Below are 14,227 nucleotides of genomic sequence, written 5' to 3' on the forward strand. Positions count from 1 at the left end.
GAGAAAAGACCATGGCAGCAATATCAGCAAAAGATGTGAAAGAACTGCGTGATAAAACGGGCGCAGGGATGATGGACTGCAAGAAAGCCTTGCAGGAAAACGATGGCGATAAAGAAAAAGCCATTGCCTATTTGCGGAAGAAAGGACTCGCCTCCGCAGGTAAAAAATCTGGGCGCTTAACCGCAGAAGGATTAGTGGATAGCTATATTCACTTCGGTGGTCAAATTGGTGTCTTGGTCGAAGTCAACTGTGAAACCGATTTTGTTGCCCGCAACGAAGCCTTTAAAGAGCTGGTGCAAGATATTGCCAAGCAAATCGCAGCTTGCCCCAATGTCCAGTATGTAGACATTGATGAAATCCCTCAGGATTTTGTAGAAAAAGAGAAAGCGGTGGCGATGGGGTCTGATGCCCTTAAGGGGAAGCCAGACAACATTAAAGAAAAAATTGTCCAAGGGAAGTTGGATAAGACCTTAAAAGAGCTGTGCCTCTTGCACCAACCCTATATCAAAGATCAAAGCATTACAGTGCAAGAGCTGATTCAGCAAGCGATTTCGAAGCTGGGCGAAAACATGAAGGTGCGGCGCTTTGACCGCTTTGTCTTAGGCGAAGGCATTGAGAAAGTGGAGTCCAACCTCGCTGAGGAAGTGGCGGCCCAAACCAAGCCCAAAGCTGAAGCTAAACCTGCTGAAGAAAAACCTGCGGCGAAAAAGACTACTTCTAAAAAGAAAAAAGGCAAGAAAAAGTAAGGCGAAAACGATGCGATCGCATCCTCCGCGATCCTCGCTTCCACCCTTTTGGGGATTTTAGCGGGTAACCATGGTTTCAGACATTACACACATCCAACAGAGTCTCGATCAACTCATCCAAAAGACAGCTGAATTGGCCCATACTGCCCGTGAACGGTATGGACAGTATGTGGCCATGCTGGGACCTGCTGTTTCTCAAAAACTAGTTTTGGCCAGCTACCATTTGTGTACACAGGAGTATCCCGGCGCTTTTTTACAGTTATCTCTTAACCAACAACAAACCCTGCAACAGGGGGTGCAACAGTTCGGTCAAGACTTGAAGGAATCCTTAACTGCGGCTTTACAGCCCCTCAACACCTGGGACAGGGAAGGAGAAGGCACCCCTGAACAACTCATAACCCTATTGCAAGACATTGAGCAATCCTTTCTAGATGTTTTGCGCCAAATTTCACAACAGACCAATCAACTGTTGCAGGACCATCAGATTATCAATATTAAATCCATGGAGCTGCTCTTTGATATCGCCAGCAAAGCAGCAGAGCAAGGGCGTCCGATCACCAGCGCCCCGCATTTAATTAAAGCTCTGATGGAGGAGGAGGATCAAGATGAATCATCATCAGAGGGCACATCAGAGCCAGTCGTGGCGATTTTTCTACAACTCTCTGATTTAGAGTTTACAGATGTGGAGGTCATGAATGAACGTCATCAGCTACGTCAGCTGTGGCAATCGCTCAAGGCTTTACAAGATGCTTATGAACAAAAGCAGCGAGAAAAAACTATCGCAGAAGCCACTGCGGCTTGGCGGGCCAGCTGGTTTCCTATCTCCACAGACGAATAGCAATTACAGCGCGAAGAAATGGTAATTGACGTTTTCTCCCTCCAACCCTAATGGGTATGGAGGTCGTGCTCCGCTACACTCCTAGCCAAGTTTTAGCTATAGCTGGAGTACTGCGAAGTTTTGTTGATAGTGCTAGCGCCACCTTCAAATCTCTTCCAAAATTCTGACAGACCTAGCAATATATATATCTGTCTGAAAAAGGGGAGTGGAGTACTTGTATGATGCGCTTTAAACGACTATCGCTATTTATAAGTGGAACGGCCATCCTACTGGCTGGACTGGTGCCCGTTCAAACCAGCCAAGCTGAGCCGACCTATCCCACAACCGTTCAGGTCAAGCCTGGAGGAGCCAGTATTTTTGCCCAACCCAAAAGTTCCGGTGAGGTGATCGGTGAATATAAAGCAGGCGTCATTTTAAATCCCTCCTTGAGGGTGTATAGCAATGAAGGTCAAATCTGGCTCAAAATAGGTAGTCACTGGGTGCCTGAAGCATCTTTGAAGATCCTGGAAGGTGCGTCCTCTCCAGAGACTGCTACATCAGCACCGCCCTCCACCTCGAACTCTGCGACGCCGTCAGAATCTCCCTCTGAGCCTGCTACCGCAGCATCGCCATTACCCGATTCAGAGTCTGTCTCAGACTTGCTACCCCCCCAGTCAGCTCCATCGGGCCAACCGCTGCCTCCCCCTACCTCCTCTAAAACACGACTAGCAGTGGTGACGGCATCCGAACCCGATATTGCCATTAATGTCCGGGAGCAGCCCAGTACCGCTTCCAAGGCGGTGTTAGCCGTGAAACCTGGTGAACAAGCCGAGGTTCTCCAACAGCAAATCGGAGAAGATACCTACACCTGGTACAAACTCAAATTTACGGCCCGGAAGGCTGAAGGATGGATGCGGGGAGACTTTGTACAGGTGAAGTCCAACTCGTCCACCCCATCTAATCAGTCCAATAATCAGTCCAACCAGACCTCGCCTTCCCCAGCGCCATCCTCTCAAAATCCTGGATCGATCACGGCACCGTTAGGGGTCACCATTGTTTTACAATCTACCCCTGGTAAGCAAACAGATACCGCCTATCAAGCCACCTCAGGACAAAAAGTCGAGATCAAGCAGATGGCAAAGGGCGAGGATGGTTTGGCATGGTATGCAGTTCACCTTGCCGATCGGCCTGAGGCTAAAGGCTGGGTGCGGGGCGATCAGGTGCGTCTCGTCGTCAACTATGCAACGCCTAGATCTGCCAAGTTGAGTGCACCCGCAGGGCAAATTATTGCATTTCATCCACAACCGGCTTTGCAAAGTGCTTTATCGGTGCGAGGGGTGTCTGGAGAACAGGTGGATGTCCTCCAACAAACGAAAGGAGAAGACGGCTATGCTTGGTATTCCGTCAAAATTTCGAAAAAGCCCAGTGTCCAAGGCTGGATTAAGGGAGAATATCTACGGTTGGGGCTTTAAGCCATAACCCGAGACCGTACTTCAACGGATGCCGCTATTGATTCATCGACAGTAAAATTTTCTGGCTCCCCCGCTGTTGAGCTACAGAAAAGGCATCTAGTCCCTGACTGAGGGGATAGATGGCTTGAATCAGGGATGAGACATTGACCACACCTTTGGCCAAGATATCGAGTGCTTTGGCAAAGGGGCCACAGCGAGAGCCTATTAGCGTAATTTCATCCACCACTAAGGCGGAGGCATCAATGGATAACCGCCCCGCATAGGTGCTTTTGAGCACCAAGGTGCCACGAGGGCGGAGGGCACGCCGTGCCGACTCAAACCCTTGGGGATTTCCCGTACATTCCACGGCAATATCAAAGGTGCGATCGCAAACGGCATCCGCTAACCCAGTAGCAATGCCTTGGGCCGTTAAGTTGGCAAGCTTAGCAGGATGGCGACCGAGCACTAATAGCTGACATCCCGTCAAAGCTAAGCTTTGAGCCACTAATTGGCCCAGTTTGCCATCCCCCACTACCAACACCCGATCTTGGGGATGGATAGGAATCTGTTCTTGGATTTCTAAGGCAGCAGCCAAGGGTTCCGTGAACGTGGCCGTTTCTGTCGTCAGCGCATCGGGAACCCGATGGAGATTGGCGGTGGGTAGCGTTAAATATTCAGCGAAGGCACCATGACGGTTAACAATGCCTAGTACGGTTCGTTGCTGGCAATGGGTCGGTTGCTGGCGACGACAATAATCGCATTGACCACAGGCCGCATTGATTTCACCCACCACTCGTTGCCCCTGCAGATGCTCAGGACCTTGAACAACCTCTCCCACAAATTCATGACCGATGATGCCCGTATAGGGGTAATAGCCCTTCAGCAACTCCAGATCCGTATTGCAAATCCCGGCCTGGAGGACACGCACTAACGCTTCATCCGTTGCAGGCTCAGGGATAGATAGATCATCTCGCAACTTCAATTCTTGATTTTCTAGCCAAAGCCCTTGCATCGGTTGCTCCTTTTACAGCCTTGTATCTGGTCAAAGTGATAGATAGCGATGATTTGATCAGGTAGGGGATCATTGCGGCGATCAACCGCAGTCTACTTCTATTGAATATTAAATATATTGAACTATCACCCGATCAGATAGACGGCTAGTCAACGTACGACCTCACAAGAATTGCTGTGATCTGAGTCTCTGGTAGAGTGTGACCAAGCTTTGCCATTTCTGTGAAAGAAGTGATATACCTGAATTGTAACTCTTCCGGTTTTATGAGGTTTAGACGGCATTATGAAGCGTCAGCAAGTCGCATCTTTAATCGCATTGTCCGTGGCGGCTGGTGCAATCCTGGCAGTGGGCAGTCAACCTGCTCAAGCTAGTGAGCAGCGGTTTAGTTGTGGCCAAAGCGGTGGCACTCCAGCCACAATGGCTAAAACGAAGCGCGGTTATGTGCCCGTCATTCGATGGACCTCAGATTACTTTGGTTCCTCTGGCTGGTCGCCACAAGCGCGATGCACAGAGGTGTCTAATCGCTTTGAAGCCTATCACAGGAATGGTACCTTAAAGTTCTTGACAACGGGGCGGATGAATCGGCAATCCGTTGTCTGTGTGGCTAGTCAAGACGGCGGCCCTTGTAGCGGGCTGTTGTTCACCTTAAAGCCAGGTAGCAACCCTGGACGGACACTACAACGGTTATTGGATGTCCGATACCGAGCCACTGGCCCCTTGAACGAGTCAGCTGCTCGCGTCTACATTAATATGGAAGACTTCTTGGATAAAGCTCCCGTGGAAAAGACGGCTCCTGCAGAACCAGTAACGCCTGAGATCTCCAATCCACCTCAATCCAAGATTGATCCAGCGAAACTGCAGTCTTCCCCCACCGCGACAACGCCTTTAGGGCTTTGGTAATCCCTGGCAAGCCTTATCAGCTATATACGGCTCTGACTCCACTCAATCTTAGGAGATTGCAACCTGTAATGCCCTCCTGGGCTGATTAGGGTGACGTCCCTTGCCAGCATCATCAGCGTCAGAACTTAATGAACTATGGAGGGATTTGGATGACCCTAAAGCCATTGTTGATGACTTCGTTAGTCCCAGGCCTAACGACTCTGAGAGTGTTCTGGAGCAGCAACAGGGGACATGCCCAGGAGCAACGCTTTAGCTGTGGTCAAACACAGGGATCTCCCACAACATTAGCTCAAACCAAGCGGGGACAAGTCCCCGTCATTCAGTGGACATCCGATTATTTTTCTGGCTCAGGTTGGACACCCAGTGCTCGTTGTCAGCAGGTATCAGATCTGTTTGAGCACTACTACTGTCAGGGAACTCTCAATTATTTAACAACAGAACAGGATGCAGAAACGCGTCAAAATGTTGTTTATGTGGCCCCTGCTAACCAAAAAAGATGTATAGGCACTTTATTTACCCTCAAGCCTGGGAGCAACCCCAGTCAAACCTTAAAGCAGCTTCTAGATTTACGGGTAAGGGCCACTAATAAACCGCTTAATGAAACGGATGGGCGAGTCTATACCAATGATCAGTTTTTGGCCACCCAGCCATTGGTTGCTCCCATAGAGGGAGGGGCAGAGAGTCCCAAGGCCCCGTCGTCCTCTGTAGAGGAGATTTGGTAAGCCTATTTGATATGCTCATGCCGCTGAGCCTTTACCTTTCTTTATGCACTGCGAGTTCTGTCGTCACATCTATGCCAGGGGCAATTGAGCGTGCCGAATGTCCACTGGTAACAGCACTCCCATCATCCACGATTTCTGGGTTGATGGACAGCGACCTGTCCGCTCAGCAGATAGCCTGGCTTCGTCGTCAGGCACAAGTGATTACGGTCACGGTGTGGGTTGATGACCGTTGGAGTTCAGGGATTTTGATTCATCGTCAAGGTCAAACCTATACCGTAATCACCAATCAACATGTGGTGGATTCTGGTCAGCGTTTGCAAGTCGTTATGTTTGATGGGAAACGATATCAAGCCCGTCATCAACGTCATTCTGGGTTCAAAAGTGACGATTTAGCTTTGCTGAAATTTCAGAGTTCCGAGGTTTCTTATTCAGTAGCAAAAATGGGTTCGGCTTTGACGTTGATGACGGGAGCCCCCGTGTTTGCATCAGGGTTCCCGGCCAAATATGAGGTGAGTTCTAAACCCAAGTTTCGCTTTACGACGGGCCAAGTGTCTTTGGTCTCGTCCAAGGTGCTGAAGGGGGGCTATCAGTTGGGATATACCAATCCCGTAGAAAAGGGAATGAGTGGAGGGCCTGTTTTGAACCGCTGGGGACAAGTGGTGGCCATCAATGGTGTACATGCCTATCCTCTTTGGGGGAATCCTTATATTTTTATGGATGGCTCTAAGCCGGATCCAGCCTTATTTAAAGTGATGAAGCAGTCAAGCTGGGCTATCCCCGTAGACCGTTTCTTGCGGCTTGCACCTGCGGCTCTGAAAGTGAGAGGTTAGACTGGGTAGCCCTTTCAACCAGCCTTGAAGGACTGTGAAATACGATAGAGTGTCGCAATCCACATATCGGAAGGCTCGCTGTAATACTCAATCGTATCCACCTGGTATTGAGTACATCGATCGGGCTGGGTAATTTCGATGTGGTCACCGGGTTGCACCGGTAATCCTTGAGCCGTCATGGTGTAATAGCCTGATTGACCAACCATCTTATTGATAACGAAGTCTTGACGAGCATTTTCGTAGCAATACGTCTTGGAGGCGCGAGTAAAGTGATGGATCAAGATCATAGTTGACAGTCTAGCTAGTAGGACTGGGCAAGATGATGCGTTGTTTTGGCAATTGTTTGATCTTGCCTGCACGTTCTAATTCATTGAGTAGGCGTGTAGCGGTAATTCGATTAATCCCTGTTATTTCCGCAAATAACTGGTGGGTCAGTCCTAAATCGATCAATTGACCGTGTTTTACGGGCTGACCAAAGCGATTACTCAACCACTGTAAAAAAATTAGCAATCGCTGAGGAGATCGTTTGTAACTGTTGATACGGAACAGTGTTTCCATACAGCGAATATGCGATCGCATGACCTCGACCAAGTCCTGATTAAACACAGGAATCGCCTGCACTTCAACATTGCATAGACTTTCCATTTCAAAAGGCGTCATATTGGAGAAACGTCGTCCAATACAATCCCCTGGTCCCCATAGTCCTAAGGTGACTAAATCACCGTCTTCATCCCAAGTACAGGTGCGGACCAACCCCTGCTCAACCCGCCACAAGTAGTCTGATGACTCGTGAGGGAGGATTTCTCTTGGCTTTAACGCCAAATGGGGAAGCGAACAGGTGGACGTAGCATGCAAAGCAGTCATGAGCTGATGTTTAGTAAAAACGTAAAAACAAGTAAGTTTTCCGTGTCGGTCACAGTCAACCCAATTTAAAGTAGAGCATGTAATGGCTTCTCACATGCTAGTTTTAAGCATCAACAAGAAGCATGTCAGTCTAATTTCTAGACAAAAAAAGTTCACTTAAGTGGAGCTTTGGGGAGGTAATGTAGAAATTTAGGGACTATTTGTGGAGTAGAGCCTGTCTGTGTCCTCATGAGGTTAGGATCACTTCAGTAGTCGATACGTTATTACCAAACTTATTGTGGATTGTATCTTATAGTCAGATATAGCTGAACCCTCTTTCCCACATAGCATCCAATCGATGCGAACTAAAATAACTCCTGTCATTTAGTTTATGGGAAGAACTCATGGCAGGTTCAATAAATGGTTACAGGCATTGACTTTCAGGTCATTCCACAAAATCTGTAAGAACGAGTCCCGTACTGAGCTATTTCACAACTTGTCTATTAAATTTGGATCGGCAATCACGAGACAAGTTTCTTGAGCCTGAGTCAGCATCTGATTAAATGCCGCTTTTTTCTGACCTTTGTGGTCTACAATTTTTCGAAGAATAGACCTCTTGCATAATTCAGCTAACGACATGGTAGAGGGCTAAAAATTCAAGCTAGATCGTGACATTTATTGAGGAAGAACCACATCATGAAACGAATATTGCGAGAAGTCTAATATATCCACTTATAGGAATTAGCCAAAAGAAAATGGTATTCCTACGTTCCCAGGTTTCTCCATTCACACTGTCCTGAGCCTGAGTCATTGTCCATTCCATCAAAAATCGAGGCATGGAGAATAATCCATACATCGTAGGACGCACAATGGCATGTCTCAAGTTGTCATCTTGGAAACGTATTTCAACACTCGCACCCAAGATCTTCACGAGACTCAACCATATACGTCCTGCTACCGTTGCATGAAAGGTCCACTGTTGTGGACCAAAAACCTTAAATTTTAAGGTGCGGTTTTCAGCATCCCAGGTGGAATTGAAGGTCACACAATCTTCTGGCAGAGGATTCCCATCCATGTAAAAAATACCTTTTAAGGCATCAGGCAGATTTGTTTCTCGACCTATTGGCATCCAAGTGTCAATATTCTTAAGTTGTCGTTCCTCGAAGGATGTTTGTTTGAATGTCATGGTATTGGCTTACCATTGATGAATCTTGATCGATGTCGCTTAGATATTGCGCTCAAGGTCCTGTCAGAATCCTGCATTGACAGATTAATCTCCTGAAAACTTCCCTAACACCTCAAATAGCCTCAATAGATCGAAAAATTCTGTATTTTGACGACAAAAGGTGGATTTTGGCCACTCCTTATGATTAGCCTAAGATCATATTAATCATGGGTTCATCGCTGATAGATGAGCATAAGCCTGATATAAAAAGACTTTAAACTGGGTGGTTTTTTTAGCTAAATTGGCCAACTGATAGGGGTCTTAGGCAACTTTGTGATCTGCTGAGCTTCTTGGGCTTAGGGAGTTGAGGGGAATCCATAAACTGATGCAGATATGTCATATGGCCTCCAAATACCCCCAATTTCAATGAAACTGGGGGTAAAGTTAGCGGTAGCGGTTAAGCTTAAAACTAGTCAACAGTACCCGCTTGAAGGCTGAAAGCATTGGTGAAGATTTCTTGGTTAGCAGCATCAACAGTACCAAAGGCAGCTGACCCCCCAGGGCCAGAAGCAGCCGCACCAGTAGAGCTAAGCAACTCAGTATCAGACTTGAAGGACGTGGCGTTGATGTTGAGAGTGGTAATGGCTCCACCAGCCACTAACTCTTGCTGTTGATCAGATAATTCAGTAAATAATTCAGACATGGTTTAACCTCAAAGGATAGATAAGAAATGTTGTTTCTATACACAGTAGAACATCAGAGTTCGAGTCGTTCAGTGATGTCTGAGTTCTGTCAGAGTGATTCAGGACACGCCTAACCACAGATTACGGACTGGCACCCGCTTATTGTGGGATGGTGCCCTAAGGGTGAGACATTAGTCAGGGAAGCCACACCGCCACGGGATCACAGAATCGATGGTGAATCAAGTAGTGGCGAAACACATGGCGACTAAACAGAAAATCGCCGGACACCAAAGAGGCTCCTCTACTGCAGTAGATCGTCTTTTTGATTGAGTTAGAGAACAATCCAGAGATCTGGGTCCTGCTGCATTCCGAGCCAAGCGTTAGCTGTTAGTCCAATAGTTTTTCCAGGCAAATACTGATGCTCTGGGGGATCGCTGCCTTGCCCACCATCAGGCGTAGGATCATAAAGAGCGGCCTTTAGGAGTTACTCTGAATTCCTAAAAGCCTTTGTAGGCAAGAATTATCAGCAAAGTGGGCGATACTGGATTTGAACCAGTGACCTCTTCCGTGTGAAGGAAGATTCACCTATGGCTGAAATCTATATTTGATAGGTCTTGTAAGCTTTTTGTAAAATCCCTCCGGCCAATTAATCCGGCCATAGAGGGTTGAAACTATTGATTTCTCGTTGTGCTGAATACTTGATTTGACATCTATCCACCCCACCAGGCGGTGATACCATTCGTTGCTTAATCAGACAACGCTTGAATTGACTTTGCATTGGATTCAACAATCTTTTCTATGCGGTCTAAACGGTCAGTTGTTCGTTGCATGAACTCTCGATGAGCATCAGCCATCGAAGAAACCGCCTGGACCATCCCTCTGTACTGTCGTTGAGTCTCAGTGATGCCCTGATGCATTTCAGTGATGTACTGCTGGTTGGTCTGTATGGCTATAGCGTTTGCCTCAATAGCAGCCTCTATACGGTCAATCCTTTCAGCTGTCATTTGCACCTCCCATGAGTTCTCGTTTTGCTGCATCAGTAATGACACGGCGAAGCCATGCAGAACGGTTAGGTAAGGCACGAACAGCGGCATCCACATCAACAGGCACTCTCGCCATTAGTGCCGTCGCTCCTAATGGCTCTGTTGTATCGTCCATGCGGGGTATCGATTTTAAGTTGTTAGGGTTGGGATTTGGATTACCCATAAGCTATATATCAGAAACTACTGTATACAACAATATAGCTGCCAGGGGTGACCATTGCAATGGGTACCTAACACAAACAAAAAGACTTGTCAGCTAGGGAAAGAACTAAAAGCATCTGGAAAATTCTAAAAAAGAATTGTGATGAAAGTTATTAGACCTCTTGCATAATTCAACTAACGATATGCTAGAGGACTAAAATCCGAGTCAAATCGCTGCATTTTTCTCGTCAGTAGCACATCATGAAAAGAATATTTCAAGAGGTCTATTGTTACAAAGGAAATAATTGCTTGCAATGGAATATAGCAAGGATAAAATTCCATTTATCTAGGAGTGCAGAAAATAAAAATTGAGAAAATTGATGTTTGATAGAGGTACTCAATAGGGAAAATTGACTATAACTGAGTACTTTGAAGCTGAAGGAATACATAATTTTAGCTATAAGTACCAATTGTTAGTCAGAAAAGTAGGTGGCGAGTTTTGGGGTACATATTTGCGTTTATTGTATTCATCATTCTAGGTATTGCAGTAGCAATTAGTCAGATGATGAGTGTTGGAAAACTTGAAAAAGAAAAACTGATACCTGTCTTAGACAGTCTATATGCCAATCCTAAGACAAACCAAAAACATCAGCTATTTATAGCGAATCTGAAGTATTTAGATGAATTAATAAAAAAATATGAGGGTGATAGTTTCTCCTATAACCCCAGTAATGTAATAGTGGAAAAACTATTTAGACACATCAATAAATACCCTAATGATAGACTTGGACACGAAAGATTTATGGAGCTAATCAGTAGAGCCAAACAACTTTCTTCAGAATACCTATTTCAAAAATTGCTATTTCAGATAAAGACAGATGCAACTCCTTTAGACCATGAGAGACTTTCAGCTTGTGTGATTAAAGCCCGTTTTCTATCCGAAAATCTTCTAGAACCACTATTGGATTATCTTGAACGCGACCAAAACAACCCTTTAGTACAGCAACATTTTTTGCAAATGGCAATGCAAATTATGTTGCTTTCTGAAACAAAAAGACAACGTATATATAATATTTCTCTACAGATTCTAGAAAGGAATCCACACAAAACTTCAGCAAAGAAATTTGTCCTTAACGTTGGTAGATGGCACTTTGGTAAGTCTAGAGAAAATGGTCGGATAACTATTTATGATGAGCAGCGAATTCAAAATGATATTCTTGCACGAATGGCATAAACAGTTCATCTTCACGCTGTATTAGTTTCTGTTGATACCATCATCGTGTCAACACCATTTTATCTTGGAGCATTCCTGTTCGATGTACAGATAAACCCCCTGGCGAAAAGAGGAGTCATACCTATCGAATTTCTCTCCCAGTTCCAGACGAAGGTGAAACCAAACTTTTTGTTTGGTATCTCCGTACGTGTAATGACCAATCAAGTAGTTGATGAACTTCTTAATTTCTGAGCGTTTAGGATTTTTCCCTAAACATGCGTGAGCAGCCCATTTTTGTTTAGGCTCATGCCCGCCATTCCTATCAACATATTGATGGTAGGCCCAACCAGGGTGGCGATTCTCTTCATAAGCCTCACGTAGCAATTCCGCATAATTGTCTGCATCAGATAAACCATAACTGTACATAGTTGATAAGCCTTTAATTTCATCATTCCAACGAACACCACTAGTCATCGAACGGTGTTTTATTTTGTTAATCGAAAATTAACATTATCTAATCAGAAAGGCCATTTATTTTGAATATTTCTTGTCGCTTACGGCTTTAAACCAAAGCGGTAAATGCTTTGTGATTGCCGATTTGAAAGCTCTAGTACAATTGGGAAGTAACAAATATTTGAGTGATTCCTATGCACAACTTTAATAAAGACAATGATATGAATTTGGCTGAGGAGATTGAAAGCTGTGATTCTATCATCGCTGCAAATGAGGTAAGGGCTTTAGCTGGAGACACAGAAGCACTAGAAATAGTACAGATTGCTACGGAGTGCAAAAGAGAAGCAATTGAACACTGGGAAAAAACTAGAGCCGATTTAACAAAAAGAAGAAATAAAATGCTCAAAAATCCAGAATTAATTCCAGCTATGCAAAGAGAAGCATGTAAAGATGCAATAGAGCTTTGTGAAAAGCTAAAAGCTCAGCACAAGACAACAGAGGGAGGTGAAAACTTTGGAATATAGCGGTATTTATTCAAAATCGTTTGAAGAATTGGAATGTGTCATTGATGACTACATTAATGGCTTGTCGATTAGAAAACTCTCCAGGAAATACGGTCTAGCTGAAAAAGACCTAAAGCGTGATTTGGTTTTTGAGTTATCTGAGGGCTATGGAAGAAAAATCATCCACAATGACCTTGAGAAACTAAACGCACTAATTTCTAAGTTCTATGATTTAGCCATGGGTGGGGATGTAAAAGCAGGAACGCTGCTGACGCGCTTTTTAGAACTCCGCCAGTTGGTTTCTGGTGGGCGAAATGTTGTTGACTGTATGAGCGAGCGGTATTTTTTCAAAAAGTACAACACTATGATGCGCGAAAAAATCTAGATACCTAGCATTGAGCATCTTCATTTGTGACTAGTTCTATAGGTGTTTGCTCAAGAGTGATGATATTTGGCTGATTTTTCGTTGTTAACTTCCGAGCTTTATAGCCAATTCCCACTTGTTCTAATTCTGGGGCTAATTTTTTAATCTGCATTCCCAAAGAGACATAACTTTTCGGCCAGAACGTTGATTGGCGAATCTCAGGCGGCGCTATGTCGGTCAACACCGCCAGAAGCTCTGTGGCGGTTCCTTCCCATTTTGCAAAGCCGTTCTCATCTTGAATTTCAAGAATAAACCTCAGAACCACATCTTTGATGTATTCCGTTCTTTGTGATGGAACCTTAGTTCTGACTTTATTCAGCGTTGCGATAGTTTTCAAACATCTTTCTTGGCATGCTTGAGCCTTATCTAAGATTGCATTAAATTGTTTGATGTTTGGTTGCTGGGCAGCCTCTTGCACCAAACTGTGAAAAAGCTGGTCGAGAACTAACACTTGACCGTATAGTCGTTCAGAATATGCGCTCTTGTCGTCTTTTTTGAATTTCTCTATTTCCGCCTCTACTGATTTTTGAATCTCCAGGGCTTGTTCTAGGTTGGGTTTCTGCTGATTAAGAGCCATGAGGGAATAGGCGGTGCTGAGTGCTGGGGATTCTATCTTGGTGAAATCGGCCAATTGTTCACCGGGTATTTGCACCATTGGAGATATCCCCACCGGGCGGTGATGCTGTTTTGATTTTTCAGTCTTCTCGGCCTCTAACATCTCTCGCTTGAGTCTTTGCTGTTCAGCTTCTCGCTTAGCTTTCAGGTTGCGCTCTCGTTTACGCATTGCTTTTTTAGCCATGTCTTCCTACCTAAGATTTGGTGATTGGATGTGGTGATACGGAGTTGCGATCGCAATCTTGATACGGCCTAATTGACCTATACCGCCTTGAGGATGGGCCGCACTTCCAAGTGCGGCTGCTATATCTTTGATTTTTAATTTCTAAAAATTAGCCAACAAGCCAACAAAAATCTTGTAAGGCTTGCCAGTAGGTGTTTTAGACCTGTTGGCCAATAGCCAACATTTAGCCAACATTTTAGTCAACAAAACTCTGTAAGTCCCCTCAGTATTGACTTTGAAGGTGTTGGCTAGGTAGCCAACATTCTCCCAACAAGCCAACATCCTTGGAGATGCTTGAGCAAGACCCATGTGATTTTGTAGATTTTGTTGGCTAATTGTTGGCTGAGTAGCCAACAAGGTTAAATGCTTACTCATCATGGGGTCCAGGGTTTGTATTTTAATTTTGTTGGCTAAATGTTGGCTATTAGCCAACAGGGTTAAAT

The 14,227-nt window shown here is 45.2% G+C and carries 18 protein-coding genes; 9 read left to right on the forward strand and 9 right to left on the reverse strand.

Going from position 1 to position 14,227, the window contains the following annotated elements:
- Positions 1–11 precede the first annotated feature (11 nt).
- From tsf to Q0986_RS19900, 3 genes are all read left to right on the forward strand, one after another.
- A complete protein-coding gene (gene tsf / locus Q0986_RS19890) occupies positions 12–746 on the forward strand; it encodes a translation elongation factor Ts (protein WP_299414843.1) in 735 nt (244 codons plus the stop codon).
- 70 nt (positions 747–816) lie between these two features.
- Positions 817–1,584: a hypothetical protein gene (locus tag Q0986_RS19895; protein ID WP_299414777.1), complete on the forward strand. Its 768-nt coding sequence runs from the start codon at positions 817–819 to the stop codon at positions 1,582–1,584.
- 218 nt (positions 1,585–1,802) lie between these two features.
- Entirely contained in the window at positions 1,803–3,035 is a 1,233-nt protein-coding gene (locus Q0986_RS19900) for an SH3 domain-containing protein (protein ID WP_299414779.1), read from the forward strand.
- A gap of 34 nt (positions 3,036–3,069) precedes the next feature.
- On the opposite strand, the gene Q0986_RS19905 is transcribed toward Q0986_RS19900, so the two are convergent.
- The gene (locus tag Q0986_RS19905; RefSeq protein ID WP_299414781.1) at positions 3,070–4,026 is read right to left on the reverse strand and encodes an alcohol dehydrogenase catalytic domain-containing protein; all 957 of its coding nucleotides are present in this window, start codon (positions 4,024–4,026) and stop codon (positions 3,070–3,072) included.
- 282 nt (positions 4,027–4,308) lie between these two features.
- Here Q0986_RS19905 and Q0986_RS19910 point away from each other — a divergent pair, with 282 nt between their 5' ends.
- From Q0986_RS19910 to Q0986_RS19920, 3 genes are all read left to right on the forward strand, one after another.
- Entirely contained in the window at positions 4,309–4,926 is a 618-nt protein-coding gene (locus Q0986_RS19910; protein ID WP_299414784.1) for a COP23 domain-containing protein, read from the forward strand.
- A 170-nt stretch (positions 4,927–5,096) separates the two neighbouring features.
- Entirely contained in the window at positions 5,097–5,648 is a 552-nt protein-coding gene (locus tag Q0986_RS19915; RefSeq protein WP_299414786.1) for a COP23 domain-containing protein, read from the forward strand.
- Positions 5,649–5,791: 143 nt separating this feature from the next.
- Positions 5,792–6,478 carry a serine protease gene (locus Q0986_RS19920; RefSeq protein ID WP_299414789.1) on the forward strand — a complete coding sequence of 229 codons (687 nt, stop codon included), beginning with the start codon at positions 5,792–5,794 and terminating at the stop codon, positions 6,476–6,478.
- 14 nt (positions 6,479–6,492) lie between these two features.
- On the opposite strand, the gene Q0986_RS19925 is transcribed toward Q0986_RS19920, so the two are convergent.
- The 5 genes from Q0986_RS19925 to Q0986_RS19945 form a co-directional block, all read right to left on the reverse strand.
- Entirely contained in the window at positions 6,493–6,765 is a 273-nt protein-coding gene (locus tag Q0986_RS19925; RefSeq protein WP_299414791.1) for a hypothetical protein, read from the reverse strand.
- A gap of 10 nt (positions 6,766–6,775) precedes the next feature.
- Positions 6,776–7,342: a Crp/Fnr family transcriptional regulator gene (locus tag Q0986_RS19930; protein WP_299414793.1), complete on the reverse strand. Its 567-nt coding sequence runs from the start codon at positions 7,340–7,342 to the stop codon at positions 6,776–6,778.
- A 673-nt stretch (positions 7,343–8,015) separates the two neighbouring features.
- Positions 8,016–8,507, reverse strand: coding sequence for a hypothetical protein (locus tag Q0986_RS19935; RefSeq protein ID WP_299414795.1), 492 nt, complete (start codon positions 8,505–8,507; stop codon positions 8,016–8,018).
- Between the two features lie 448 nt (positions 8,508–8,955).
- Positions 8,956–9,189 (reverse strand): CTB family bacteriocin, encoded by a 234-nt coding sequence (locus tag Q0986_RS19940; RefSeq protein ID WP_299414797.1) that lies wholly within the window; start codon positions 9,187–9,189, stop codon positions 8,956–8,958.
- 726 nt (positions 9,190–9,915) lie between these two features.
- Positions 9,916–10,269, reverse strand: a complete 354-nt coding sequence (locus Q0986_RS19945; protein ID WP_299414798.1) for a hypothetical protein — start codon at positions 10,267–10,269, stop codon at positions 9,916–9,918.
- A 583-nt stretch (positions 10,270–10,852) separates the two neighbouring features.
- Here Q0986_RS19945 and Q0986_RS19950 point away from each other — a divergent pair.
- Positions 10,853–11,587: a hypothetical protein gene (locus tag Q0986_RS19950; RefSeq protein ID WP_299414800.1), complete on the forward strand. Its 735-nt coding sequence runs from the start codon at positions 10,853–10,855 to the stop codon at positions 11,585–11,587.
- A 48-nt stretch (positions 11,588–11,635) separates the two neighbouring features.
- Here the strand turns inward: Q0986_RS19950 and Q0986_RS19955 are convergent, their stop codons facing one another.
- Positions 11,636–12,040 (reverse strand): hypothetical protein, encoded by a 405-nt coding sequence (locus tag Q0986_RS19955; protein WP_299414803.1) that lies wholly within the window; start codon positions 12,038–12,040, stop codon positions 11,636–11,638.
- Positions 12,041–12,213: 173 nt separating this feature from the next.
- Here Q0986_RS19955 and Q0986_RS19960 point away from each other — a divergent pair, with 173 nt between their 5' ends.
- Positions 12,214–12,543: a hypothetical protein gene (locus Q0986_RS19960; RefSeq protein ID WP_299414805.1), complete on the forward strand. Its 330-nt coding sequence runs from the start codon at positions 12,214–12,216 to the stop codon at positions 12,541–12,543.
- The gene (locus tag Q0986_RS19965) at positions 12,524–12,907 is read left to right on the forward strand and encodes a hypothetical protein (RefSeq protein WP_299414807.1); all 384 of its coding nucleotides are present in this window, start codon (positions 12,524–12,526) and stop codon (positions 12,905–12,907) included. Before Q0986_RS19960 ends, Q0986_RS19965 begins: the two co-directional genes overlap by 20 nt.
- Positions 12,908–12,911: 4 nt before the next feature.
- Here the strand turns inward: Q0986_RS19965 and Q0986_RS19970 are convergent, their stop codons facing one another.
- Both Q0986_RS19970 and Q0986_RS19975 read right to left on the reverse strand, forming a co-directional pair.
- The gene (locus Q0986_RS19970; RefSeq protein WP_299414810.1) at positions 12,912–13,745 is read right to left on the reverse strand and encodes a hypothetical protein; all 834 of its coding nucleotides are present in this window, start codon (positions 13,743–13,745) and stop codon (positions 12,912–12,914) included.
- A gap of 141 nt (positions 13,746–13,886) precedes the next feature.
- On the reverse strand, positions 13,887–14,216 hold the full coding sequence (locus Q0986_RS19975) for a hypothetical protein (protein ID WP_299414812.1): 330 nt from the start codon (positions 14,214–14,216) through the stop codon (positions 13,887–13,889).
- Between the last annotated feature and the right edge of the window lie 11 nt (positions 14,217–14,227).

It is taken from the genome of Acaryochloris sp. IP29b_bin.148 (assembly GCF_028285565.1).
Taxonomy (GTDB): Bacteria; Cyanobacteriota; Cyanobacteriia; order Thermosynechococcales; family Thermosynechococcaceae; genus Acaryochloris.

Coding starts and splice junctions, on each gene's coding strand:
- tsf (WP_299414843.1), top strand. CDS start 12: ATGGCAGCAATATCAGCAAAAGATGTGAAAGAACTGCGTGATAAAACG.
- Q0986_RS19895 (WP_299414777.1), top strand. CDS start 817: ATGGTTTCAGACATTACACACATCCAACAGAGTCTCGATCAACTCATC.
- Q0986_RS19900 (WP_299414779.1), top strand. CDS start 1,803: ATGATGCGCTTTAAACGACTATCGCTATTTATAAGTGGAACGGCCATC.
- Q0986_RS19905 (WP_299414781.1), bottom strand. CDS start 4,026: ATGCAAGGGCTTTGGCTAGAAAATCAAGAATTGAAGTTGCGAGATGAT.
- Q0986_RS19910 (WP_299414784.1), top strand. CDS start 4,309: ATGAAGCGTCAGCAAGTCGCATCTTTAATCGCATTGTCCGTGGCGGCT.
- Q0986_RS19915 (WP_299414786.1), top strand. CDS start 5,097: ATGACTTCGTTAGTCCCAGGCCTAACGACTCTGAGAGTGTTCTGGAGC.
- Q0986_RS19920 (WP_299414789.1), top strand. CDS start 5,792: ATGGACAGCGACCTGTCCGCTCAGCAGATAGCCTGGCTTCGTCGTCAG.
- Q0986_RS19925 (WP_299414791.1), bottom strand. CDS start 6,765: ATGATCTTGATCCATCACTTTACTCGCGCCTCCAAGACGTATTGCTAC.
- Q0986_RS19930 (WP_299414793.1), bottom strand. CDS start 7,342: ATGACTGCTTTGCATGCTACGTCCACCTGTTCGCTTCCCCATTTGGCG.
- Q0986_RS19935 (WP_299414795.1), bottom strand. CDS start 8,507: ATGACATTCAAACAAACATCCTTCGAGGAACGACAACTTAAGAATATT.
- Q0986_RS19940 (WP_299414797.1), bottom strand. CDS start 9,189: ATGTCTGAATTATTTACTGAATTATCTGATCAACAGCAAGAGTTAGTG.
- Q0986_RS19945 (WP_299414798.1), bottom strand. CDS start 10,269: ATGTGGATGCCGCTGTTCGTGCCTTACCTAACCGTTCTGCATGGCTTC.
- Q0986_RS19955 (WP_299414803.1), bottom strand. CDS start 12,040: ATGACTAGTGGTGTTCGTTGGAATGATGAAATTAAAGGCTTATCAACT.
- Q0986_RS19960 (WP_299414805.1), top strand. CDS start 12,214: ATGCACAACTTTAATAAAGACAATGATATGAATTTGGCTGAGGAGATT.
- Q0986_RS19970 (WP_299414810.1), bottom strand. CDS start 13,745: ATGGCTAAAAAAGCAATGCGTAAACGAGAGCGCAACCTGAAAGCTAAG.